We start from the raw sequence: 23710 nt of genomic DNA on the forward strand, positions 1-23710 counted from the left end.
TCCACGGCCCATAACATATTGTTATAATTGTGCTATATTTCCCACTGCTGGGACAATCTACGGGCTTCCCGGAACGCGGCAGCCGGTCTATGGCGATGGCATGATTGGTACAATCCGCACGACGCGGCAGAACCGGATGGCGGGCTGATGTGCGGCATTGCGGGTTTTTATGACCGAGCGAGGCCGGGCGATCCCGCGGCGCTGGAACGCCGCGCGCAGGCCATGGGCGATGCCATTGCCTATCGCGGACCGGATAGCTGGGCGATCTGGTACGACGCCGAGGCTGGCCTCGGCCTGGCTCACCGCCGTCTTGCGATCGTCGATCTGACGCCGACCGGGGCCCAGCCGATGGTCTCGGCCGATAGCCGCTGGGTCATCTGCTATAACGGCGAGGTCTATAACCGCGACGAGGTCGCGCGCTGTCCGGAGCTTGCCGGCTTCGCCTTCCGCGGCACCTCGGACACCGAGGTCATCCTCGAGTCGGTTGCCAGACGCGGCATCGAGCGGACGCTCACCGACATCAACGGCATGTTCGCCATTGCGCTGTGGGACCGGCAGACCCGCACGCTGCATCTGATCCGCGATCGCCTCGGTATCAAGCCGATCTATTTCTCGTCGGACGAACGCGGCATTGCCTTTGCTTCGGAACTGAAGGCGCTGCGCGCCGGCGGTGTGCGCCTCGAGACCGATCCGCAGTCGGTCGGCAGTTTCCTGCGCTTTGCTTATGTGCCGGCGCCGTATTCGATCTTCCGCAACGTCACCAAGGTCATGCCGGGCGAGATCGTCTCGATCGCCGCCGACGGCAAGGTCGCACGCCGCATCTACTGGTCGCTCGGCGACATCGCCGCCGCCGGTATCGCCGATCCGTTCAGAGGCTCCGACGGCGAGGCCGAAGCTGAACTGCATAATCTGCTCGCCGACGCCGTCGCCGGGCAGATGATGTCGGACGTGCCGCTCGGCGCCTTTCTCTCCGGTGGCATCGATTCATCGACCGTCGTCGCCCTGATGGTGGCGGCGAAGCGCGGTCCGGTGCGCACTTTCTCGATCGGTTTTTCCGATTTGGGCTTCGACGAATCGCAGCACGCCCGTGCGGTGGCCGAGCATCTCAAGACCGATCATCGCGACCTGATGGTGACTGGCGAGGACGCGCTCAACGTCGTGCCGCAACTCGCCGAGATGTATGACGAGCCGTTCGCGGATTCTTCGCAGATCCCGACGCATCTGATTTCGAAGCTGACGCGCGAACATGTCACGGTGGCGCTGACCGGCGACGGCGGCGATGAAATGTTTGCCGGGTATAACCGTTACAATCTGGGGCAGGGCATCGCCGGGCGATTGTCGCGATCCCCGCGCGCCTTGCGTCAGGCCGCCGGCGCGCTGCTCGATGCCATGCCCGGCGCGCTGGTCGAAGCCGGCGTCGCGCTGTTGCCGGCAAGGGTCAGACCGCCGCAGCCGGTCGACAAGCTGAAGAAATTCGCCGCCGTGCTGCCGCTCGACGCCGAGGAAGCCTATCGCGTACTGGTGAGCCAGAACCGCGATCCGTCATCGCTGATGTTCGGCAAAGCCGAGCATGACGTACCGATGCCCGTGCTGCCGTCCGGCGCCGATGACTGCAGCGTCGAGCAGATGCAGCTTTGCGATCAAAGCACCTTTCTGCCCGACGACATTTTACAGAAGGTCGATCGCGCCTCGATGGCGGTGTCGCTCGAAGTTCGGCCGCCGCTGCTCGACCATCGCGTCGTCTCTTTCGCGTGGCGGCTGCCGCGGGCCATGCGCGTGCGTGACGGCGAGACCAAATGGCTGCTGCGCCGGGTGCTCGACCGCTACGTGCCGCGAGAGATGGTGTCGCGGCCGAAAATGGGCTTCGCCATTCCGCTGGCGGCGTGGCTGCGCGGGCCGCTGCGGCCCTGGGCCGAGGACCTGCTGGATCCGTCGCGACTTTCCGGCGGCCTGCTTGATGCCGCGCCGGTTCGGCGCCTCTGGGACGAACATCTGTCCGGCCGGCATAACCGGGCCTATGCCTTGTGGACCATTCTGATGTACGAGGCGTGGCGTCGGCGCTGGGGCGCGGCCTGAGCGCCACCGGCCTTGCGTTGCCGCCCGGGGCCATGTTCAACACGACCTTATGACCATGCATTCGCGCAAAATCTCGGTGATCGGCCTGGGCTATGTCGGACTTCCGGTGGCCGTTGCTTTCGCGCGCTCCGGGGCGACGGTCATCGGCTTTGACATCGACGCCCGGCGCGTTGCCGAGCTGCGCGAGGGGATCGATCTGACCCGTGAGGTCGAATCCGCGGATCTCAGGCAGGCGACGCTGAATTACACCACCGATCCCGCGGCGCTGAAGAAGGCCGATTTCCACATCGTCACCGTGCCGACGCCGATCGACGACAACCGCCGCCCCGATCTCGGCGCCATGCTGGCCGCATCGCGCACCGTCGGCGGTGTGCTGAAGAAGGGCGACATCGTCGTCTACGAATCGACGGTCTATCCCGGCGCGGTGGAGGAAGACTGCGTGCCGGTGCTCGAGGCTGCGTCAGGCTTAAAGTGCGGCGCCGATTTCACCGTCGGCTATTCGCCCGAGCGCATCAATCCTGGCGACAAACAGCATCGCTTCGAGACCATCACCAAGGTCGTCTCGGCGCAGGACGCACCGACGCTTGACGTCGTCGCCGCGGTCTATGGCTCTGTGGTGAAGGCCGGCATCCATCGTGCGCCGTCGATCAAGGTCGCGGAAGCGGCCAAGGTGATCGAAAATACGCAGCGCGATCTCAACATTGCCTTCATGAATGAATTGTCCGCGATCTTCCACAAGCTTGGTATCGATACCGGCGACGTGCTCGCCGCGGCGGCGACGAAATGGAATTTCCAGGCGTTCCAGCCCGGGCTGGTCGGCGGTCACTGCATCGGTGTCGATCCTTATTATCTGACGCACCGCGCCGAGAAGGCTGGTTACCGGCCGGAAGTGATCCTGGCCGGTCGGCATATCAATGACAGCATGGGGGCCCAGATTGCCCACGAATGCATGAGCCGGCTCAACGGCCGCGCGACGCATGGCGCGCTGGTCACGGTGCTCGGCTTGACCTTCAAGGAAAACGTCCCGGACACGCGCAACTCGAAGGTCATCGACATCGTGCGCACGCTCGAGCAGGGCGGCGTCACGGTGCAGATGCACGATCCGCTGGCCTCGCCCGAGCAGGCGCGCGAGGAATATCGCGTCGATCTGGTGCCGATGGACAGGCTCAAGCCGGCCGATGCCGTCATCTTCGCGGTGGCGCATGACGACTACATCGCGGGCGGCTGGCCGCTGGTGCAGCGGCTGCTCAAGGGCGGGACGGGTATCGTGTTGGATGTGAAGCGGCGGCTCGATCGCGTCGCCAAACCTGAAGGGATCGATCTGTGGCGGCTGTAGACAACGAGCCCATCCTGGTGACTGGCGCGGCCGGCTTCATCGGCTATCACGTGGCCACGGCGCTTCTCAAAGAGGGGCGCGTGGTGATCGGCGTCGATAATCTGACGCCTTATTACGATCCGAAGCTCAAGGAAGCCCGGCTCGCCGAATTGGCGAAACACAACGGCTTCAGTTTCATCAAGCTCGATCTTGCCGACCGCCAGGCGACCGCCGACCTGTTCGCGCAGTACAAATTCCCGCACGTCGTTCATCTCGCGGCGCAAGCCGGCGTGCGCTACTCGCTCATCGATCCGCACGCTTACGTCGATTCCAATCTGATCGGCTTCGTCAACGTGCTGGAAGGCTGCAGGCACAATGGCTGCGGCCATCTGCTCTATGCCTCGTCGTCGTCGGTGTACGGCAGCAACACGCACATGCCGTTCTCGGTGCACGACAATGTCGATCATCCGCTCAGTCTCTACGGCGCCTCGAAGAAGGCCAACGAGCTGATGGCGCATTCCTACTCGCATCTGTTCAAGCTGCCGACCACCGGGCTGCGCTTCTTCACGGTCTATGGTCCGTGGGGCCGGCCGGACATGGCGATGTGGATCTTCGCCTCGGCCATTCTCGCCGGCAAACCGATCAAGCTGTTCAACCACGGCAAGATGCAGCGCGACTTCACCTATGTCGATGACGTGGTGGAGTCGATCGTGCGGCTGGTGTCGCATGCGCCGGCCGGCAATCCGGAATGGTCGGGCGACCGTCCTGACCCCGGCTCGAGCAGTGCGCCGTGGCGGGTCTACAACATCGGCAACAACAACCCGGTCGAACTGCTCGATGTCGTCGAGTTGCTCGAGAAGTCGATCGGCAAGAAGGCAATCCGCGAACTGGAGCCCATGCAGCCCGGCGACGTGCCGGCGACCTATGCCGATGTCGATGCATTGATGAAGGAAGTCGACTTCAAACCGGCGACGCCGATCGCCGAAGGCATCGCGCGTTTCATCGACTGGTACCGCGCCTATCACGGCCTGAAGTAACGATCCCGTCCCGCATGCCGGGCTGACGGATAAGGTCGCACTGATCTCCGGTGGGACCGGGCCGATGCTGCCTGTCTGGCGGAATCCCTGCGTACCAAGGGCGATGTTCTGGGATGGGGCGACGCGGCGGCCATCCGCTTGGCTGCCTGTAACGCTCTGAATCAAAACGTGTTCAGTGCTTTACACAGGCGCGGTCGCCACGTTCCAGGGGGCGTGCTAGGTGACCCCGGGGTCAGAATACCAGCTGGGGACCAGCGTTCAGAATGTCACAAGATACCAACAATAATGCGCGGCCGTTGCGCGTCGGCGTCATCGGCGTCGGCGTCATGGGCAGCAACCATGCGCGCGTCTTCGCGGGATTGCCGGGCGTGCAGCTCGTCGGCGTCGCTGATCCGGATGCCAAGCAGGCCGATTTTGTCGCGCGCACTTTGAATTGTGCGGCCGTGCCCGACGTCACCGGTCTCCTGGACCTCGGCGTTGACGCGATCACCATTGCGGCACCGACGCATCTGCATCGGGACGTTGCGCTCGCGGCCATTGCGCGCGGCGTCCACGTCCTGGTCGAAAAGCCGATCGCCTCGACCGTCGAGGAAGGCCGCGAGATCATCCAGGCGGCGCGGCAGGCAGGTGTGACCTTGATGGTCGGCCATGTCGAACGCTTCAACCCGGCGGTCGAAGCGATCAAGGAAGCGATCCGCAACGAAGACATTCTGTCCATCGCCATCACGCGCGTCGGTCCTTTCCCGCCGCGCATGTCGAATGTCGGCGTCGTCATTGACCTCGCCGTGCACGATATCGATCTCATTCGCTGGTTCACCGACAGCGACATCATCGAGGTGCAGCCGCAGGTCTCGAGCGCGATCGCCGAGCGCGAGGATATCGCGTTGCTGCAGTTCCGCACGGCGTCGGGCGTGCTCGCCCACATCAACACCAACTGGATCACCCCGTTCAAGGCACGCAACGTCACCGTGGCGACCCGCCACAAATACGTGATGGGCGACTTGCTGACGCGGCAGGTGACCGAGTGCTTCGGCTTCCAGCCCGACGGCAGCTATTCGATGCGGCATCTCTCGGTCGGCCATGCCGAACCGCTGCGCGCCGAACTGCTGGCCTTCCTTCAGGCGATCCGCGGCGGCTCCGCTCCGGCCGTCACCGGCGAACAAGCGGTCGCCAGCCTCGAGATCGCTATCCAGTGTCTCGCCTCGAACAGCCGCGCCGTGTCGCCGTCGCGCGCCAAGGCGCAAAGCGCCGCGGCGGTTTGATCCTTCGCTCTTACGAAATCCGGTTATCTCATGAACCTTCGCAGCGAACTGCCAATGCTCCCTTTCATCGATCTCGCCGCTCAGCGCCGCCGGCTTGGGACGGCGGTCGACGAAGCGGTTGCGAAGGTGCTGAACCATTGCCAGTTCATCCTCGGCCCGGAAGTGCGCGCCTTTGAGGCGGAGCTGGCCGCTTTCAGCGGCGCCAAGCATGCCGTGACCTGCGCCAGCGGCACCGATGCGCTGGTGCTGGCGCTGCGCGCCTTCGGTGTCGGCCCGGGCGATGCGGTGATCTGTCCTTCGTTCACGTTCTGCGCCACCGCCGAAGTCGCGGTGCTGGTGGGTGCGACGCCGGTGTATGTCGATATCGACCCCGTTTCGTTCAACATCAATCCGGCGCACATCGCCGGCGCTGTTGAAACCGCGCGCGAGCAGGGGCTGACGCCGAAGGTGGTGATCCCTGTCGACCTGTTCGGCCTGGCGGCCGACCACGGCGCCATCGCGGCCGCGGCGAAGGCGCACGATCTTCTGGTTCTCGACGATGCCGCGCAAGGATTCGGCGCGACCTACAACAACCGCCGCATCGGCACCTTCGGCCATGCGACGGCGACCAGTTTCTTTCCGGCCAAGCCGCTCGGCTGCTACGGCGATGGCGGCGCGGTGATGACCGACGACGACAAGCTCGCCGATCTGATGCGCAGCATCCGCATGCATGGCCAGGGCAGCGACCGCTACGACAATGTGCGCATTGGTCTGGCCTCGCGCCTCGACACCATCCAGGCCGCGGTGCTCAGCGAGAAGCTCAAGATTTTCCCGGAAGAGATCGAAGCCCGCGATCGCGTGGCGCGGCGTTACGCCGAAGGGTTGCGCGATGTTGTCACCGTGCCGACGGTGCCGGCCGGCATGACCTCGGTCTGGGCGCAATATACCATCCGCCTCAAGCCGGGCGCCCGCGAGGCTTTTGCCGCGGCGCTCAAGGCCGAAGGGATACCGACCGCGATCTACTACCCGATTCCGCTGCACAAGCAGCAGGCCTACAAGCAGTATCCGGTCGGCAAGGGCGGCGTCGCGGTGAGCGAGGCGGTGGCGCACGAGGTTATCAGCCTGCCGATGCACGCTTATCTCGACGAAGCGACGCAGGATCGGATCATCGACGGCGTGCGCCGGGCGGTCGTCCGCTGAGCGCGCCGCGCACTTGCGCCGGGCCGCAAGGTCGGTCATTTTCAACCGGTGAGTGTCTCAACCAGCCCGTTGACCTGGCGTGACCAGAATATCCGCCTCCGCCGGCTCGAGGCCGAGGCAATTTTTATTCTGCGCGAGGCGGTCGCCGAATTCGCCAATCCGGTGATGCTGTATTCCATTGGCAAGGATTCGAGCGCGATGCTGCATCTCGCGCTGAAGGCCTTTGCGCCCGCCAGGCCGCCGTTTCCGCTGCTGCACGTCGACACGACCTGGAAATTCCGCGAGATGATCGCGTTCCGCGACGAGACCGCGGCGCGGCTCGGCATGGACCTCCTGGTTCATGTCAACGAAGAGGGGCTGAAGCGCGGCGTCTCGCCGGTTGTCTCCGGCTCGTCGCTGCACACCCAAGTCATGAAGACCGAAGCGCTGCGCCAGGCGCTGGAAAAGCATCGTTTCGACGTGGCGTTCGGCGGCGCGCGGCGCGACGAGGAGAAGAGCCGCGCCAAGGAGCGCATCTTCTCGCACCGCTCGGCGAGCCACGCCTGGGATCCGCGCAACCAGCGGCCGGAGCTGTGGCGCGTGTTCAACACCCGCATCCGGCCGGGCGAATCGATGCGCGTGTTTCCGCTGTCGAATTGGACCGAGTTCGACGTGTGGGACTACATCCGCGCCGAAGAGATCCCGGTCGTGCCGTTGTACTTTGCCAAGGAACGGCCGGTCGTCACGCGCGACGGCGCGCTGATCGTCGTCGATGACAACCGTCTGCCGCTTGAGGATGGCGAGACGCCGCAGATGATGCGGGTGCGGTTCCGCACGCTCGGCTGCTACCCGCTGACCGGAGCGATCCGCTCCGACGCCGATACCCTCGATGCGGTGATCGCCGAGATGCGTAGTGCGGCCAGTTCCGAACGCCAGGGCCGGGTCATCGATCGCGACGAAGCCGCGTCGATGGAAAGGAAAAAGCGTGAGGGCTATTTCTGATGAGCCCTTCGACGCTGCAAGCCCCCGAGATCGCAATGCGGCCGGCGCTGCGCTTCATCACCTGTGGCTCGGTCGATGACGGCAAGTCGACCTTGATCGGCCGGCTGCTCTACGAGCGGCAACTCATCCTGGACGACCAACTCAGCGCGCTGGAGCGCGACTCGCGCCGGCACGGCACGGCCGGCGAGGGCGTGGATTTCTCTCTTTTGCTCGACGGCCTCGAGGCGGAGCGCGAGCAGGGCATCACCATCGACGTCGCCTATCGTTACTTTGCCACGGCGCGGCGTTCGTTCATCGTCGCCGATACGCCGGGCCACGAGCAATACACGCGCAACATGGTGACCGGCGCCTCCAACGCCGACCTGGCGGTGCTGCTCGTCGATGCGCGCAAGGGTCTGCTCGATCAGACGCGGCGTCATGCCATCATCGCGGCGATGCTCGGCATCCGTCACATGGTGCTGGCGGTCAACAAGATCGATCTGGTCGATTTCGACCGGGCCGTTTTCGAAAGGATCGTCGCTGCCTTCAACGACTTCGCCGCGACCCTCGGCTTCAGGACCATCACCGCAATTCCGCTCTCAGCGCGGTTCGGCGACAACGTGGCCGAGAGAAGCCAACGCACCCCGTGGTACGCGGGTCCGCCGCTGATCGATCTTCTCGAACAGATCGATGTCGAGGACGACCGCTCCGGCAAACCCTTCCGCATGCCGGTTCAGTGGGTTAATCGCCCGGATGCCAGCTTTCGCGGTTTCTGCGGCACCATCGTCAGCGGCGCCGTGAAGGCTGGCGACGAAATCGTTGTCCTGCCGTCGGGCCGCGTCACGACCGTCAAGGAGGTCCTGGCTCCCGGCGCCGACGGCAAGGCGGAGACCGGCGACAGCGTCACCCTGACGTTGACGGAGGAAACCGATGTCGCCCGCGGCGACATGCTGGCGGCGCCGCGCGCGCGTCCGCAGGTCGCCGATCAGTTCGCCGCCCACATCGTGTGGATGTCGCCCGAGGCGCTGCTGCCCGGCCGTTCCTATCTGATGAAGGTCAACCATAATTCAGTGCTGGCGACGGTCACCGACCTCAAGCACCGCGTCGACATCCAGACACTCGCGCGACTCGCCGCCAAGACCTTGTCACTCAACGAAGTTGGCGTGTGCAACCTGTCGGTCGCCCGACCGATCGCGGTCGATGCCTATGCCGACAACCGGGACACCGGCGGCTTTGTTCTGATCGACCGCTACAGCAACGAAACCGTCGCGGCCGGCATGATCGACTTTGCGCTGCGCCGCGCGACCAACATTCACCGCCACGCCTATACGGTAAACAAGGCGTTCCGAACCGCCTTGATGCATCACAAACCCGCGGTGCTGTGGTTCACCGGCCTGCCGGGCTCGGGCAAGTCCACCATCGCCAACCTCGTCGAATCCGGCCTCCATGCGCGCGGCGCCCACACCATGCTGCTCGATGGCGACAATGTCCGGCATGGTCTCAACAATGATCTCGGCTTCACCGAGGCTGACCGCGTCGAGAATATCCGCCGTGTCGCCGAGGTTGCCAAGCTGATGACGGAGGCGGGCCTCATTGTCCTGTGCTCGTTCATTTCGCCATTCGCTGCCGAGCGGCGTCTGGCGCGCGAGATGGTGCAGACCGGCGAATTCATCGAGATATTCGTCGATACGCCGCTCGAGATGTGTATCGTCCGCGATCCGAAGGGGCTTTATCGCCGCGCGCTAGCCGGCGAGATCGCGAACTTCACGGGCATCGGGCAGCCCTATGAACGGCCGGAGGTGCCGGAACTGCATCTTCTGACGCCCGATCGCGATCCGGCCCAGTTGGCGCAGGACGTGATCGACGAACTGATCCGTATGAAGATCCTCTAAGCCTAGACGCGCTTATAGATATCTTCGATGCGCTCGATGTCGTCTTCGCCGAGATAGCTGCCGGTTTGTACTTCGATCAGTTCCAGCGGAATCTTGCCCCTGTTGGCAAGGCGATGGACGGTGCCAATCGGAATGTAGATCGATTCGTTCTCGTGCACGGCGCGGAGTTCGTCGCCGATCGTGACTTCGGCATTGCCGCGCACGACAACCCAATGCTCGGAACGGTGCCGGTGCCGCTGCAGCGATAGCATGCCGCCGGGACTGACGACGATGCGCTTGACCTGGAACCGGTCGCCCATGTCGATCGACTCGTAATAGCCCCACGGCCGGTGCACGCGCTTGTGTTCGGTGGCTTCCGGTTTGTCCTCGGCCTTCAACCGCGTCACAAGTTCGCGCACCTGCTGCGAACGGTCGCGCGGCACCACCATGACGGCGTCGGAGGTCGAGACCACGACCAGATCGCTGACGCCGATCAAGGTCGTCAGCCGCCCGTCGGAGTGAATGACACAATCCGCGGTATCCACGGCAATCACCGGGCCGTGCACGACATTGCCGCCTTCGTCTCGCGGCATGATGTCGAACAGCGCGTCCCAGCTCCCGATATCCGACCAACGGAAATCGCCGGCGATCACGGCGGCGCGGTCGGTCTTTTCCATGACCGCATAGTCGATCGACTTCTGCGGCGCGCGGGCGAATGCATCGGGGTCGAGCCGCAGAAAGCCCAGATCGTTGGTTGCCCCCGCCGCAGCAGCTTCGACGGCTTCGGCCATGCCCGGCTCCAGACGCGCCAGTTCGCTCATCAGGACATCGGCGCGGTACAGGAAATTGCCGGAATTCCACAAATAGCCGTCGCGCACGTAGCGCGCGGCGGTCGCCGCGTCCGGCTTCTCGACGAAGCGGCTGACGACGCTGACGCCGTTGCCGAGGTCGGCGCCGGGCAGGATGTAGCCGTAGCTGGTTTTCGGCTCGGACGGTTTGATACCGAAAGTGACGATCTGACCGTTCTCTGCGGCCGGACGTCCGGCGAGGCAAGTGGCGCGGAATTTATCGGTATCGAGAATGATGTGGTCGGCGGCGAGTGCCAGCACCAGCGCCTGCGGATGGCGCTGGCGCGCAATCGCCGTCGCCGCGGCAATCGCCGGGCCGGAATCGCGCCGGAGCGGTTCGATGACCACTGTCACGTCGATGCCGATCTCTTCGGCCTGCCGTTTGGCGAAGAAATGGAAGTTTGGTCCGGTGATCACGATGGGAGCCGCGAACATCGGATCGCTGACCCGAAGCAGCGTCTCCTGATAGGTCGAGCGCTCACCGACCAGCGGCAGGAACTGCTTGGGCAATGCGTCGCGCGACACCGGCCACAGCCGGGTGCCGGCGCCGCCGGCGAGGAGCACTGGGGTGATCGGCGAAATTGCGGGCACGGGCGTCTCGACGGTGATCGGCGGGTTATTCAGCCTGAGCTGTCTCGGTCAAGGCCATCTTGGCTTTGCGCGCAGGGGCCCTATGGTGGGCGCCGGATTCGCGCCCGGCGGCCCGCCTACGGGTATCGTATCGTCGGCCTTAAATCTACCTTGGTCGCCTTCGACTATTCCACGCGCCCGTACAGGTCTGTCCAGCCCGATGATCAAGCCCTTTCTGACTGTCGGCGGCTATACGCTCCTGTCGCGGGTGACGGGCTTTATTCGCGACATCATCATGGCGGCGGTACTCGGCGCCGGCCCGGTGGCCGACGCGTTCTTCGTTGCCTTCCGGCTGCCCAACCATTTCCGCGCCATCTTTGCCGAAGGTGCATTTAATGCCGCGTTCGTGCCGGCCTATGCCCGCGTGCGCGCGCAGGGCGGCGAGGCGCGCGCCGGGCTGTTCGCCGATCACATCTTCACCATCCTGCTAGCCTCGCAAATCGTCCTGCTGGTGTTGGCACTGCTGTTCACCCCGCAGGCCATCGACCTGCTGGCCCCGGGCTTCAGCGACGACACGAAGCGCTACGCGCTGGCGGTGGATCTCACGCGCATCACCTTTCCTTATCTGTTGATGATCACGCTAGTCACGCTGTACGGCGGCATCCTCAATGCGCTGCAGCGCTTCGCCGCGGCGTCGGCAGCACCGATCCTGCTGAACCTGTCGCTGATCGTGGCGCTGTTACTCGCCGTCTATTTTCCGACGCCCGGCCACGCCGCGGCCTGGGGCGTCGTCGTCTCCGGCGTCTTGCAGGCGCTGCTGGTCGGCGGCGACAGCTTCCGCCAGGGCGTGCTGGCGCGGTTGCGGCGCCCGGTGTTCGATGCCGACGTAAAGCAGTTCTTCCGCGCACTCGGGCCTGCAACGGTGGGCTCGGCCGGCGTGCAACTGGCGTTGTTCGCCGACACGATCATCGGCAGCTTGCTGCCGGCCGGCGCCATCTCGGCGCTGTATTACGCCGACCGCATCAACCAGTTGCCGATCGGCGTGATCGGCATTGCCGCCGGCACCGTGGTGCTGCCGGAAATGTCACGGCGCCTCGCCGCGGGCGATGACGCCGGCGCAGCCAATGCGCAGAATCGCGCCTTCGAATTCACCCTGTTGCTGGCGATGCCGTGCCTTGCCGCATTCATCGCCATCCCCGACCTCATCATGCGCGCGCTGTTCGTGCGCGGCGCCTTTACGATCGCCGATGCCGACGCCGCCGGCGCGACTCTGGCCGCCTATGCGGTCGGCCTGCTGCCGTTCCTCCTGATCCGCAGTGCGGTGGCTACCTTCTTTGCGCGCGGCGACACCGCGACGCCGGTGAAGGCGTCGCTGACGGCGGCGGCGGTCAATATCGGCCTGAAGGTGGTGCTGATGGGGCCGCTGGCGCAGATCGGCCTCGCGCTCGCCACCTCGATCGGCGCCTGGATCAACCTCACGCTGGTGGTCTGGCTGGCCCATCGCGCCGGTCATGCCCGGGTCGACGGCCGGCTGCGGCGATCGACGGCGAAGTTCTTGATCGCCGGTGCTACCATGACGGCAATCCTGTGGCTTGGCGCCGCGCCGACCGCGCGTCTGTTTCAGGGCTGGCCCGCCTCGGCGCTACTGACGCTTGCCACCATCGGTGTCGTCGGCGGTACGGTCTACGCCGTGATGATATTCGCCATGTTCGGGCGGAGCTGGTTGCTGGCTTTTCGTGCACGCCGTGGCGCGCGATAGGGCGCTTCGGCAGAAACGCAAGAATTCCCGGCGCTTTTCGTCCTCCACGTTGCGATTTGGCCACGGTGGACAGGCTGTTGCGACGCCGCTATGTCAGATGACCTCATCTGCGGCCGCGCGCGATTTCAGTGATGGACTGGCAATGAATCGAATCGAGATTCCGCTTTCCCGCTCCTTCGTCTCTTCGTTCGGTCGAGCCAGCCTGGTCATGGCACTGGCAGCTTTTCTCGCGGGTTGCGGCGAGGGGCAGAAGCAGCAGCAGGCCGGGCCGCCGCCGACGCCGGTTACGGTGGCGCCGCCCACAAAGCGCACGGTCACCGATTACGATGAATATGTCGGCCGCTTCATCGCGGTGAACAGCGTCGAAGTGCGAGCGCGTGTTTCCGGCTATCTCGACTCCGTAGATTTCAAGGACGGTCAGCTCGTCAAGGATGGCGACCTTCTTTTCACTATCGACAAGCGCCCCTTCCAAAACGCGGTCGCGCAGGCGCGCGCAACATTGGCGGCGGCGCAGTCCAATCTCGCCTTCACCGAAGCCGATTACACGCGCGGCCAGCAACTGGTGAAGGAAAAGACCATCACCGACCAGACCTTCGAGCAGCGGTCGCAGGCATTCCGCAACGCGCGCGCGGCGGTCAGCGGCGCCGAGGCGCAGGTGCGTACGGCAGAGCTCGATCTCGAATTCACCGAGTTGCGTGCGCCGATCCCGGGTCGCATTGGCGACCGCCGCGTCACGCCCGGCAACCTGGTAACGGGCGGCACCGGCGGCAACACGACGCTGCTCGCCACCATCGTCTCGACCGATCCGATCTACTTCGAGTTCACCTTCGACGAAGCGTCCTATCTGCGTTACGAGCGCAATGCCGGGACCGGCGCCGATATCGCCAGCCGCGGCGCCAGCGTACCGGTCGGCCTCAAGCTGATCGACGAGAAGGACTTCAGCCACGACGGCCGCATGGACTTCGTCGATAACGTCATCGACCGCACCTCCGGCACCATTCGCGGCCGCGCCGTGTTCGCCAATGCGAATGGCGTGTTCACGCCGGGCATGTTCGGGCGCGTCCGGGTGCCCGCGACGTCGCCTTACGAGGCACTGCTGGTGCCCGACACCGCCATCGGCAGCGAGCAGGCGCGCAAATACGTGCTCGTGGTCGATGCCCAGAACAAGACCGTGCAGAAATACGTCACGCTGGGCCAGCTCATCGACGGCAAGCTGCGCGTCATCAAGGAAGGGCTTGCCGCGGACGACAAGGTAATCGTCAACGGCATCGCCCGCGTCCGTCCTGGCCAAGCGGTGGCGCCGCAGCCGGAAGGGCAGGCCCAGCCCGGCGGCCAGCCGCCGGCGGCTGCGCCGGCGCCGGCGAAGTAGGGCGCCGCCATGCGATTGTCGCACTTCTTCATCGACCGGCCGATTTTCGCTTCGGTCATCTCGATCGTGATCATCATTCTCGGTGCGGTGTCGTTCGGCCGTCTGCCGGTCGCGCAGTATCCCGAGATCGCGCCGCCGACCATCAATGTCACCGGCCAGTTCCCCGGCGCCAGCGCCGAGATCGTCGCCGAGACGGTGGTGGCGCCGATCGAGCAGCAGATCAACGGCGTCGAGGGGATGCTCTACATCTCGTCGAACTCGACTGCCGACGGCCGTTTTTCGATCGCGGTGACGTTCGACATCGGCGTCAATCTCGATATCGCGCAGGTGCAGGTGCAGAACCGCGTCGCAACCGCGACGCCGCGCCTGCCGGCGCAGGTGCAGCAGATCGGTGTGACGGTCGCCAAGAGTTCGCCCGACATCCTGATGGTGGTGAACCTCTTCTCCAAGGACAAATCGCGCGACGCGCTTTACATTTCGAACTATGCCAACCTCCAGATCAAGGACGCGTTGACGCGCGTCGATGGCGTCGGCTCGATCACGGTGTTCGGCAGCCGTGACTACGCCATGCAGGTCTGGCTCGACCCGGACCGCATGCAGTCGCTCAACCTGACGGCCGGTGACGTAACCTCTGCGCTGCAGCAGCAGAACATCCAGGTCGCGTCCGGTGTGCTCAACCAGCCGCCGGTGGCGAACCAGCTTGCCTTCCAGATTGCGGTGCGCACGCTGGGGCGTCTGTCGACGCCCGAGGAGTTCGGCAACGTCGTCATCAAGCAGACGGCCAATGCGGTGATCCGCGTCAAGGATGTCGGGCGCGTCGAATTGATCGCGCAGGACTACACGTCGAACTCCTATCTCGACCGCTACGAATCCGTGGCGCTGGCGGTGTTCCAGCGGCCCGGCTCGAACGCGCTGACGACCGGCGACAACATCGTCAAGGCCGTCAAGGAAATGTCGAAGAGCTTCCCGTCTGGGGTCGACTACGGCATTTTCTACAATCCGACGCAGTTCATCCAGCAGTCGGTCGATGCCGTGATCTCGACCATCTTCGAGGCGGTGATTCTCGTCGTCCTCGTGATCGTGCTGTTCCTGCAGACCTGGCGCGCCGCCGTCATTCCGCTGCTGGCGATTCCGATCTCGCTGATCGGCACCTTCTTCCTGATGGGGTTGTTCGGCTTCTCGCTCAACAACCTGTCGCTGTTCGGCCTCGTGCTCGCGATCGGCATCGTGGTCGACGACGCCATCGTCGTCGTGGAGAACGTCGAGCGCAACATCGCCGAGGGACTGTCGCCGCGCGATGCCGCCTACAAGACGATGGACGAGGTCGGTACGGCGCTGATCTCGATCGCGCTGGTGCTGTGCGCGGTGTTCGTGCCGACGGTGTTCATCACCGGCATCTCCGGCCAGTTCTATCGCCAGTTCGCGCTGACCATCACCGCCGCCACCGTCATCTCGCTGACATGTTCGCTGACCCTGTCGCCGGCGATGTGCGCGCTGTTGTTGAAGCCGCACAAGGCCGCGCACGAGGAGCGCCGGTTCGAGAAGCCACTGCACGGCTTCTTCCGGCTGTTCAACCGCGGCTTCGACGCGCTGGCCAGCGGCTACAGCGGCCTCGTCAAGCGTATCGTGCGCTTCGCCGTGGTCATGCTGGTCGCCTATGTCGCCATCCTCGGCTTCGGCCTCAGCGAATTCCGCAAGACGCCGCAGGGCTTCATCCCGCAGATCGACCGCGGCATCCTCATCGTCGCCGCGCAACTGCCGCCGGGCGCCTCGCTCGAGCGCACCGACAAGGTGATGCGGCAGGCGACCGACATCATGCTCAAGACGCCCGGCGTCGCCGACGCTGTGGTTATCGTCGGCTTCTCCGGCGCGACCTTCACCAACGCGCCGAATGCCGGCGCCATGTTCATCGTGCTCGAGCCGTTCGAGGAGCGCGCCAAGGATCCGCGCAAATCGACGGCGGCGATCCAGGCGGCGCTGTTCCAGAAGCTCGGCGCGCTGCAGGAAGCCTTCATGATTGTGGTGCAGCCGCCGCCGGTGTCCGGCATCGGCAACGCCGCCGGCTTCCGCATGATGGTCGAGGACCGCAACGGCGCCGGCCCCGCGGCGTTGCAGGGCGCGATCTACGCCATGATGGGCAAGGCGGCGCAGACGCCGGGCCTCCAGCAGGTCTATTCCCTGTTCGAGACGTCGACGCCGCAGCTTTTCCTCGACATCGACCGCACCAAGGCTCAATTGCTCGGAGTCAACCTGGGCGACGTATTCCAGGCGCTGCAGGTTTATATCGGTTCGGCTTACGTCAACGACTTCAACCTGTTCGGCCGCACCTTCCGCGTCCAAGTCCAGGCGAGGGCCGACGCGCGCCTGCAGCCCAAGGACGTGCTGACGCTGCGCGTGCGCAATACGCAGGGCGGCACCGTGCCGCTCGGCTCGTTCACGACGGTGCGCGACATCTCCGGTCCATACCGGTTGCCGCGCTATAACCTTTATCCCGCCGCCGAGCTCGATGGCGCGCCGGCGCCGGGCTACAGCCAGGGGCAGGCGATTGAACTGATGCAGAAGCTCGCTGCGGAAACGCTGCCCGCCGGCTTCAGCTACGAGTGGACCACGCTCGCGTTCCAGCAATTGCGTGCCGGCAACACCGCGATCTTCGCCTTCGTGCTCGGCGTCGCTTTCGTGTTCCTGGTGCTGGCGGCGCAATACGAGAGCCTGACGCTGCCGCTCGCCGTCATCCTCATCGTGCCGATGTGTCTGGTCGCAGCCATTGTCGGAGTCGTGCTGCGCGGGCAGGACAACAACATTCTGACACAGGTCGGCTTCATCGTGCTGATCGCGCTCGCCGCCAAGAACGCGATTCTCATCGTCGAATTCGCCAAGCAGGTCGAGGACAACGGCAAGAGCCGGTTCGACGCCGCGGTCGAGGCCGCGCGGCTGCGCTTGCGGCCGATCCTGATGACGTCGCTCGCCTTCGTCTTCGGCGTTGCGCCGCTGGTGTGGGCGGTCGGCGCCGGCGCGGAACTGCGCCAGTCGCTTGGCACGGCCGTATTTTCGGGCATGATCGGGGTGACGGCGTTCGGCCTGATCTTCACCCCGGTGTTCTACGTGGTGTCGCGCTGGCTCGCGACGCGGTTTACCCGCAAGAAGCCGGCGCCGGCGGGGCCGGTACACTGATGCAAGGCCTACGGTAACAGCGCACAACTGGGAATAAGGAGCAGCATATGGCGATGACGAAATTTGGATTTGGCCAGCCGCTCACCCGCAAGGAAGACGACGCGCTGTTGCGCGGCGCCGGCTGTTACGTCGCCGATGTCGCGCCGGAGGGCACGTTGCATGCCGTCGTGCTGCGCTCGCCGCACGCCCATGCGCGCTTCACCATCGGCGACCTCGCGCCGATCAGGGCGATGAAGGGCGTCCGTCTGGTGCTGACCAGCGCCGATATCGCCGATCTTGGGCCGATGCCGACGCCTGGCGTTCTCGAAGGCGTCGCCATCGACGTGCCGTTCTATCCGGTGCTCGCGCGTGACGTCGTGCGCCATGTCGGCGATGCCGTGGCCTTCGTCGTGGCCGACACGCTCAATCAGGCCAAGGACGCCGCCGAAACGATCAGCATCGACTGGGAGCCGCTGCCGCACATCATCGGCGCGGTGGAAGCGCTGGCCAAAGGTGCGCCGCGGGTCTGGGCCGACCGGCCCAATCTGGTGTTCGAAACCAGCGCCGGCGATCAGGCGGCGACCAAGGCCGCCTTCGCCAAGGCCGCGCGTACGGTCTCGACCACGATCGTCAACCAGCGTCTCGTCACCAATTACATGGATACGCGCGGCGTCATCGCGGAATATGACGGCGACCGCTATACACTGACGCTCGGCAGCCAGGGCAGCCATATCATCCGCGACATCATCTGCGGTGCCGTGCTGAAGAAGCCGCTGGAGAAGATGCGCGTCATTACGCCGGATGTCGGCGGCGGGTTCGGCACCAAGCTGTTTCCCTACCGCGAATATGCGCTGGCCGCAGTCGCGGCGGAAAAGCTGCGCAAGCCGGTGAAGTGGATCGCCGATCGTTCGGAGCATTTCCTCGGCGACAGCCACGGCCGCGACAACATCTCGACCGCCACGATTGCGCTCGACGAGAGCGGCAAGTTCCTGGGCCTCGACATCGATATCGTCGCCGACATGGGATCCTACCTGTCGTGCTATGCGCCTTACATCCCTTGGCTCGGTGTCGGCATGGCGACGGGATCCTACGACATCCCGGTTGCTTACGTGCGTTTGCGCGCGGCCTATACCAACACGGTGCCGGTCGATGCCTATCGTGGCGCGGGCCGCCCCGAGGCGTCTTATCTGATCGAGCGGGCGGTCGATAACACCGCGCGTGAAATCGGCACGGCGTCGGATGCGCTGCGACGCAAGAACCTGATCAAGCCGTCGCAACTGCCTTACACCACGCCGACCGGCAAGGAGTACGACTCCGGCGATTTCGCCGGCGGGCTCAAGCACGCCCAGGAGTTGATCGACTGGAAGGGATTCGGCAAACGCGCGACGGCTGCCAGGCGCATTGGCAAGCTGCGCGGCATCGGTATTGCGACTTACATTGAGGCCTGCGGGAATAACGGTCCGGAAACCGCAACCATCACGCTCGACCGCGACGGCGGCGTCACCGTGCTGATCGGCACGCAATCGACCGGGCAGGGGCATCACACGTCCTACGCCCAGCTCGTCGCCGAGCGGCTCGATCTGCCGCCGGATCGCGTGCGCGTGGTCCAGGGCGATACCGACAGGATTGCCAGCGGCGCCGGCACCGGCGGCTCGAGCTCGATTCCCGTGGGCGGCGTCTCGGTCGATCGGGCCTCGCGCACTTTGGCCGACCAGCTCAAGGATCTCGCCGCCGACGCCCTCGAAGCCGCCGCCGGCGACATGGAAATCGCCGAAGGGACCGTGCGCGTCGGCGGCACCGACCGCGCGATTTCCTTTGCCGATCTCGCCGCGCACCCCAGGGCGACGCCGGAGAAACTGACCGCGGCCAAGGATTTCGGAACGGACAAGCCGACCTATCCGAACGGCGCGCACATCGCCGAGGTCGAAATCGATCCGGACACCGGCAAGACGACGATCATGAACTATGTCGTGGTTGACGACTTCGGCGCGACGCTCAACCCGTTGCTGCTGGCGGGTCAGGTGCATGGCGGTCTGGTGCAGGGCATCGGCCAGGCGCTCATGGAAGAAACGGTATACGACTCAGCGAGCGGCCAGCTCGTCAGCGCGAGCTTCATGGATTACGCGATGCCGCGCGCGCATGACGTACCGTCATTCGTCTTCGAAACGCGAAACACGCCGTGCAAAACCAATCCCCTGGGCGTCAAAGGCGCGGGCGAGGCCGGCGCTATCGGTTCATGCCCGGCGGTCATGAATGCCGTCATTGACGCCCTCGACCGCGCTTATGGCATCCGTCACATCGACATGCCGGCGACGCCGATGAAGGTGTGGACCCTGATCGACAAGGCGCGGAGTTTGCCTGCGGCATAAGGGCGCTTCCCTATCACACCAACGTGAACGCAAGCGCCACGGCGACCACCATAATTCGCGGGGAATATCCGGCTCTGACCGGGGTTTGCTTGCGTGGTGAAGTCGGCCGGCCCGTGCGGCCGTCTATCCTGAACGAGGGGTTTCTCATGAAGTTATCGACTTGGTTTGCGGCGGGTCTGGTTGCCACTGTCGCCATGGCCGCCACTGCGGTCGTTGCGCAGCAAGATCCGATCGCGACCCGCAAGGAACTGATGAAGGCCAACGGGCGCAATGCCGGCGTCATCGTCAAGATGGTCAAGGGCGAAGAAGCCTTTGATGCAAACAAGGTGAAGACCGCATTCGACCAATGGGACGAGACGGCCACGAAGTTTCCGTCGTTGTTCCCCGACAGCTCGAAGGACGGCGACACGCGCGCGCTTCCCGCCGTGTGGAGCGAACGGGCGAAGTTCGATGCCGCGATCGCCAAGTTCAAGAAAGACGTCGATGACAATCGAGCCCAGGCGATGAGCGGCGCGGACGGTCTCAAAGTCGCGCTGGCTGCGGTTGGCAAGAATTGCAGCGATTGCCACGAGACGTTCCGCAAAGCGCAATAAGTCGACGCGCCGTGCGCTGACTTGCAGGAGGGCGGCCGTCCATGACGCGCCGCCCTTTCGCTTGCCGGCGGGGAAGCTACACTGGGCGGCCTACCTCGGAGAACAGTGCATGGTCCGGAATCTGATAGGCCTCGGTGTCGCGGCCGGCGTCATTGCGATTGCGGCCTTCTGGTTTTTCACCGCGCCGAAGGTCGAGCCGGCCGCCGAATTCGCGACGGCACACAAGGCCGATCTCGTCAACGGCAAGACCATGTTCGATATCGGTGGCTGCGTGTCGTGCCACGCCAAGGGCAGGGATGACCGCACGCATCTCGGAGGCGGAGAGCCGCTCACGTCGCCGTTCGGTACGTTCTTCCCGCCGAACATCTCGTCCGATCCGAACGACGGCATTGGCCGCTGGACCGAGGCGCAGTTCGTCACCGCGATGCGTGACGGGACCTCTCCTTCGGGAGAGCACCTCTACCCGGCATTTCCGTATCCGTCGTATCGCCGCGTGACGACGGCGGACCTGCGCGATCTCTTCGCCTATCTGAAAACGCTGCCGCCGGTTCAGGGGCGCGCACCGGACCACAACCTGCCGTTCCCGTTCAATATCCGGCGCCTCGTCGGCGGCTGGAAGCTCCTGTTCCTCAACGCTACGCCGTTCACGCCGGACCCGGGAAGGAGCGCCCAATGGAACCGTGGCGCCTATCTCGTCAACGGACCCGGCCACTGCGCCGAATGCCACACAGCGCGTAACGCCTTAGGCGGCCTGTTGGACGGCGAGCGCTTCGCCGGCGGTCCCGACCCGGAAGGCAAAGGCTGGGTACCCAACATCACGCAGAAAGGCATCGGGTCGTGGTCGGAGAAGGATGTCGCCGATTTCCTGCAGTCCGGCATGACGCCGGAATTCGACTCGGCCGGCGGCGGCATGGCAGCTGTAATCCGCAACACCGCCCAGCTCACGGACGCGGATCGGCAGGCGATGGCGGTTTACATCAAATCGCTGCCGCCGATTGACGGGCCCGTCAGACCGGCGAAAAAATAGTGCGCGGTCGCGCCCGGCGCCGGAAAAGCCGGGACAAGCAAGGCGCGGAGGTCTATTCAGGAGGGGTCCATGCATGCCCCGCCGACCAATCTCCTGAAAGCCATCGCCTTCAAATTGATTTCCGCGCTGATGTTCGCGGCAATGTCGGCGCTGGTGCGGCATTTGAGTGACGTGGCGCCCGTCGGCCAGATCGTGTTTTTCCGCTCGGCCTGCGCCATTCCTCCGGTCCTGCTGATTTACGCCTTTCGCGGTGAACTGCTGACCGCTGTCCGCACAAATCGCTTCTTCGGCCATCTCGGCCGCGGCACTGTGAGCGTCTGCGGCATGTTCTCGAACTTCGCCGCGCTGGCGCGGCTGCCGCTGGCCGATGCGACCGCCATTCAGTTCTGTTCGCCGCTGATCACGGTCGGCCTCGCTGCCATCGTCCTCAAGGAGCGCGTCCGCGTCTTTCGCTGGACCGCAGTCGGGATTGGCTTTGTCGGCGTCATCGTCATGCTGATCCCGAATTTCGACCCCAAACACTACACCGCCGCGGGCGTCGGCACGGCGGCGGCGGTCGGATCGGTGCTGTCGATCATCTCGGCTTTCTGCAACGCGGGTGCGGTGGTCCAGACCCGTCGGCTGACGCAAAGCGAATCGACTTCGTCGATTGTGTTCTACTTTTCGCTGTCCTGTGCGCTCGTCGGCGCGGCAACGCTGCCTTTCGCCTGGTACACGCCGACCGCTTCCGAGCTGATGGGCCTGATCGCGATGGGGATCCTGGGCGGCGTTGCCCATATTTTCCTGACCGAGAGCTATCGCTACGCCACGGCGTCGGTCATCGCGCCATTCGACTACACGTCGCTGCTGTGGGCTCTCGCCATCGGCTACTGGTTCTTCGGCGAACTGCCGAGCGGCCTGGTCTATGTCGGCGCCTCGATCGTCGCCGCCGCGGGGCTGGTCGTCATCTGGCGCGAACGGCAGCTCGGCATCGCCCGGGCCCGCGAGGCGGAAGGGCCGCGCCGTCCTGAAATCTAGGCCGTAAAGGCCTTGAAGGTGATGATCGTGTAGGTGTCCTTGATTCCGGGGATGCAGTGCACCTTTTCGTTCACGAAGTGCCCGATATCGGTCGCGCTATCGACGTAGAATTTCACCAGCAGGTCATAGTCGCCGGCCGTCGAATAGATTTCCGAGGCGATCTCGGCTTCAGCCAGTTCGTTGGCCACTTGATAGGCCTTGCCGAGTTCGCATTTGATCTGGATGAAAAACGGGGTCATCGGGGGCTCTCTCCGGCCGGCGTGGCGTCGGCCGCAACACAGCAAAATCGCGTTAGCCTGGCAAGGCGCGGATTCACTGGAAATTCCGGCGCGGGGCAGGGCTGCGCTTGCCTTGGCCGGCGGCGCGGACTAGGTAGGATTGACGCAATCTCGTGGGGTGTCCGGCGCTGGCCGGACTGAGAGGTCGACGCTTCGGCCAACCCAACGAACCTGATCCGGGTCATGCCGGCGGAGGGATGAGAGATGCAGGAACCGACAGCCCCATTGCGCCAGGATGGCCAATCGCGGCAAATTGCATCGGCCGCCGACCTCACGGTAGCGGCCGACGGCGTGCTGGGCCGGCTGCGTGAGAAAGCGCCGCGCGTTCACTGCATCACCAATTCGGTCGCGCAGAACTTCACCGCCAACGTGCTGCTCGCGCTTGGCGCCATCCCGTCGATGACCTTGTCTCCGGTGGAGATCGGTTCCTTCGTCAAACGCAGCGACGCGCTGCTCGTCAATCTCGGGACGTTCGGGACCGAGCGGCGCGAGGCGACCTCGATCGCCGTCAACGCTGCTGTTCAGGGCGATTTGCCCTGGGTGCTCGATCCGGTGTTCGTCGATCGCGCGCCGCCGCGGGCGAGTTATGCGCGTGACTTGTTATTCCTTCACCCGACGGCGATGCGGCTCAATGCGCAGGAGTTCGCCGCGCTCGCCGAAACCGAAACCTCCGAGGAGGCGGTCGCCGCGTTCGCGCGCGAGCATCGCGTAACGGTCGGTCTGTCGGGTGCGAAGGATCTCATCGCCGACGGCTCGCGTGCGGTCACGCTCGCCAACGGCGACCCGCTGATGGCCAAAGTGACGGCGATGGGCTGCGCGGCGTCCGCCATGGTCGGCGCCTGCCTGGCGGTCGAGCGCGATGCGCTGATCGCGACATCGTCGGCGCTGCTGATCGCCGGCGTCGCGGGCGAGATTGCGGCGGAGACCGCGCAGGGCCCGGGCAGCTTCGCCGTCGGCATCCTCGACGCGCTGCACAGCATCGACGGCGCCGCGCTCGCGGCGCGCGCCCGCATCACCTGGAATGGATGAC

At 64.9% G+C, this 23710-nt stretch carries 17 protein-coding genes and 1 riboswitch; of the genes, 15 read left to right on the top strand and 2 right to left on the bottom strand.

What is annotated here, in order from left to right:
* The first annotated feature begins 147 nt into the window (after positions 1 to 147).
* From asnB to cysN, 7 genes are all read left to right on the top strand, one after another.
* Positions 148 to 2076 carry an asparagine synthase (glutamine-hydrolyzing) gene (gene asnB / locus ASD45_RS04360; protein WP_056910367.1) on the top strand — a complete coding sequence of 643 codons (1929 nt, stop codon included), beginning with the start codon at positions 148 to 150 and terminating at the stop codon, positions 2074 to 2076.
* Positions 2077 to 2125: 49 nt separating this feature from the next.
* Complete coding sequence (locus ASD45_RS04365; protein ID WP_056910368.1) at positions 2126 to 3412, top strand: nucleotide sugar dehydrogenase; 1287 nt, start codon at positions 2126 to 2128, stop codon at positions 3410 to 3412.
* Positions 3400 to 4428: an NAD-dependent epimerase gene (locus ASD45_RS04370; protein WP_056910369.1), complete on the top strand. Its 1029-nt coding sequence runs from the start codon at positions 3400 to 3402 to the stop codon at positions 4426 to 4428. The genes ASD45_RS04365 and ASD45_RS04370 overlap by 13 nt, the downstream gene beginning before the upstream one ends.
* Before the next feature lie 263 nt (positions 4429 to 4691).
* The gene (locus ASD45_RS04375) at positions 4692 to 5690 is read left to right on the top strand and encodes a Gfo/Idh/MocA family oxidoreductase (RefSeq protein WP_056910370.1); all 999 of its coding nucleotides are present in this window, start codon (positions 4692 to 4694) and stop codon (positions 5688 to 5690) included.
* 54 nt (positions 5691 to 5744) lie between these two features.
* Positions 5745 to 6869 carry a DegT/DnrJ/EryC1/StrS family aminotransferase gene (locus tag ASD45_RS04380; protein WP_200949630.1) on the top strand — a complete coding sequence of 375 codons (1125 nt, stop codon included), beginning with the start codon at positions 5745 to 5747 and terminating at the stop codon, positions 6867 to 6869.
* 48 nt (positions 6870 to 6917) lie between these two features.
* On the top strand, positions 6918 to 7850 hold the full coding sequence (gene cysD / locus ASD45_RS04385; protein ID WP_082540640.1) for a sulfate adenylyltransferase subunit CysD: 933 nt from the start codon (positions 6918 to 6920) through the stop codon (positions 7848 to 7850).
* Positions 7850 to 9721, top strand: a complete 1872-nt coding sequence (gene cysN / locus ASD45_RS04390; protein ID WP_056910372.1) for a sulfate adenylyltransferase subunit CysN — start codon at positions 7850 to 7852, stop codon at positions 9719 to 9721. The genes cysD and cysN overlap by 1 nt, the downstream gene beginning before the upstream one ends.
* A 2-nt stretch (positions 9722 to 9723) precedes the next feature.
* On the opposite strand, the gene ASD45_RS04395 is transcribed toward cysN, so the two are convergent.
* Entirely contained in the window at positions 9724 to 11139 is a 1416-nt protein-coding gene (locus ASD45_RS04395; protein ID WP_056910373.1) for a mannose-1-phosphate guanylyltransferase/mannose-6-phosphate isomerase, read from the bottom strand.
* A 199-nt stretch (positions 11140 to 11338) separates the two neighbouring features.
* Here ASD45_RS04395 and murJ point away from each other — a divergent pair, with 199 nt between their 5' ends.
* From murJ to ASD45_RS04430, 7 genes are all read left to right on the top strand, one after another.
* Positions 11339 to 12877, top strand: a complete 1539-nt coding sequence (gene murJ, locus ASD45_RS04400; protein ID WP_056910374.1) for a murein biosynthesis integral membrane protein MurJ — start codon at positions 11339 to 11341, stop codon at positions 12875 to 12877.
* A gap of 208 nt (positions 12878 to 13085) precedes the next feature.
* Entirely contained in the window at positions 13086 to 14246 is a 1161-nt protein-coding gene (locus ASD45_RS04405; RefSeq protein WP_056912585.1) for an efflux RND transporter periplasmic adaptor subunit, read from the top strand.
* Between the two features lie 9 nt (positions 14247 to 14255).
* On the top strand, positions 14256 to 17417 hold the full coding sequence (locus ASD45_RS04410; RefSeq protein ID WP_056910375.1) for a multidrug efflux RND transporter permease subunit: 3162 nt from the start codon (positions 14256 to 14258) through the stop codon (positions 17415 to 17417).
* 47 nt (positions 17418 to 17464) lie between these two features.
* Positions 17465 to 19765 (top strand): xanthine dehydrogenase family protein molybdopterin-binding subunit, encoded by a 2301-nt coding sequence (locus ASD45_RS04415; protein ID WP_056910376.1) that lies wholly within the window; start codon positions 17465 to 17467, stop codon positions 19763 to 19765.
* The gene (locus ASD45_RS04420; RefSeq protein WP_210168889.1) at positions 19723 to 20358 is read left to right on the top strand and encodes a cytochrome c; all 636 of its coding nucleotides are present in this window, start codon (positions 19723 to 19725) and stop codon (positions 20356 to 20358) included. Before ASD45_RS04415 ends, ASD45_RS04420 begins: the two co-directional genes overlap by 43 nt.
* A gap of 109 nt (positions 20359 to 20467) precedes the next feature.
* Positions 20468 to 21385 (top strand): cytochrome c, encoded by a 918-nt coding sequence (locus tag ASD45_RS04425; protein ID WP_056910378.1) that lies wholly within the window; start codon positions 20468 to 20470, stop codon positions 21383 to 21385.
* A gap of 69 nt (positions 21386 to 21454) precedes the next feature.
* Positions 21455 to 22402 carry a DMT family transporter gene (locus ASD45_RS04430; RefSeq protein ID WP_056910379.1) on the top strand — a complete coding sequence of 316 codons (948 nt, stop codon included), beginning with the start codon at positions 21455 to 21457 and terminating at the stop codon, positions 22400 to 22402.
* Here the strand turns inward: ASD45_RS04430 and ASD45_RS04435 are convergent.
* Positions 22399 to 22641 carry an Lrp/AsnC ligand binding domain-containing protein gene (locus ASD45_RS04435; RefSeq protein WP_056910380.1) on the bottom strand — a complete coding sequence of 81 codons (243 nt, stop codon included), beginning with the start codon at positions 22639 to 22641 and terminating at the stop codon, positions 22399 to 22401. The genes ASD45_RS04430 and ASD45_RS04435 overlap by 4 nt on opposite strands.
* A gap of 143 nt (positions 22642 to 22784) precedes the next feature.
* Positions 22785 to 22895: riboswitch (TPP riboswitch) on the top strand.
* Between ASD45_RS04435 and thiM the strand changes: the two genes are divergently transcribed.
* On the top strand, positions 22885 to 23709 hold the full coding sequence (thiM, locus tag ASD45_RS04440) for a hydroxyethylthiazole kinase (protein ID WP_056910381.1): 825 nt from the start codon (positions 22885 to 22887) through the stop codon (positions 23707 to 23709). It overlaps the preceding riboswitch by 11 nt.
* Position 23710 lies beyond the last annotated feature (1 nt).

Origin of the sequence: Pseudolabrys sp. Root1462, assembly GCF_001426945.1 — a bacterium.
Lineage (GTDB): Bacteria > Pseudomonadota > Alphaproteobacteria > Rhizobiales > Xanthobacteraceae > Pseudolabrys.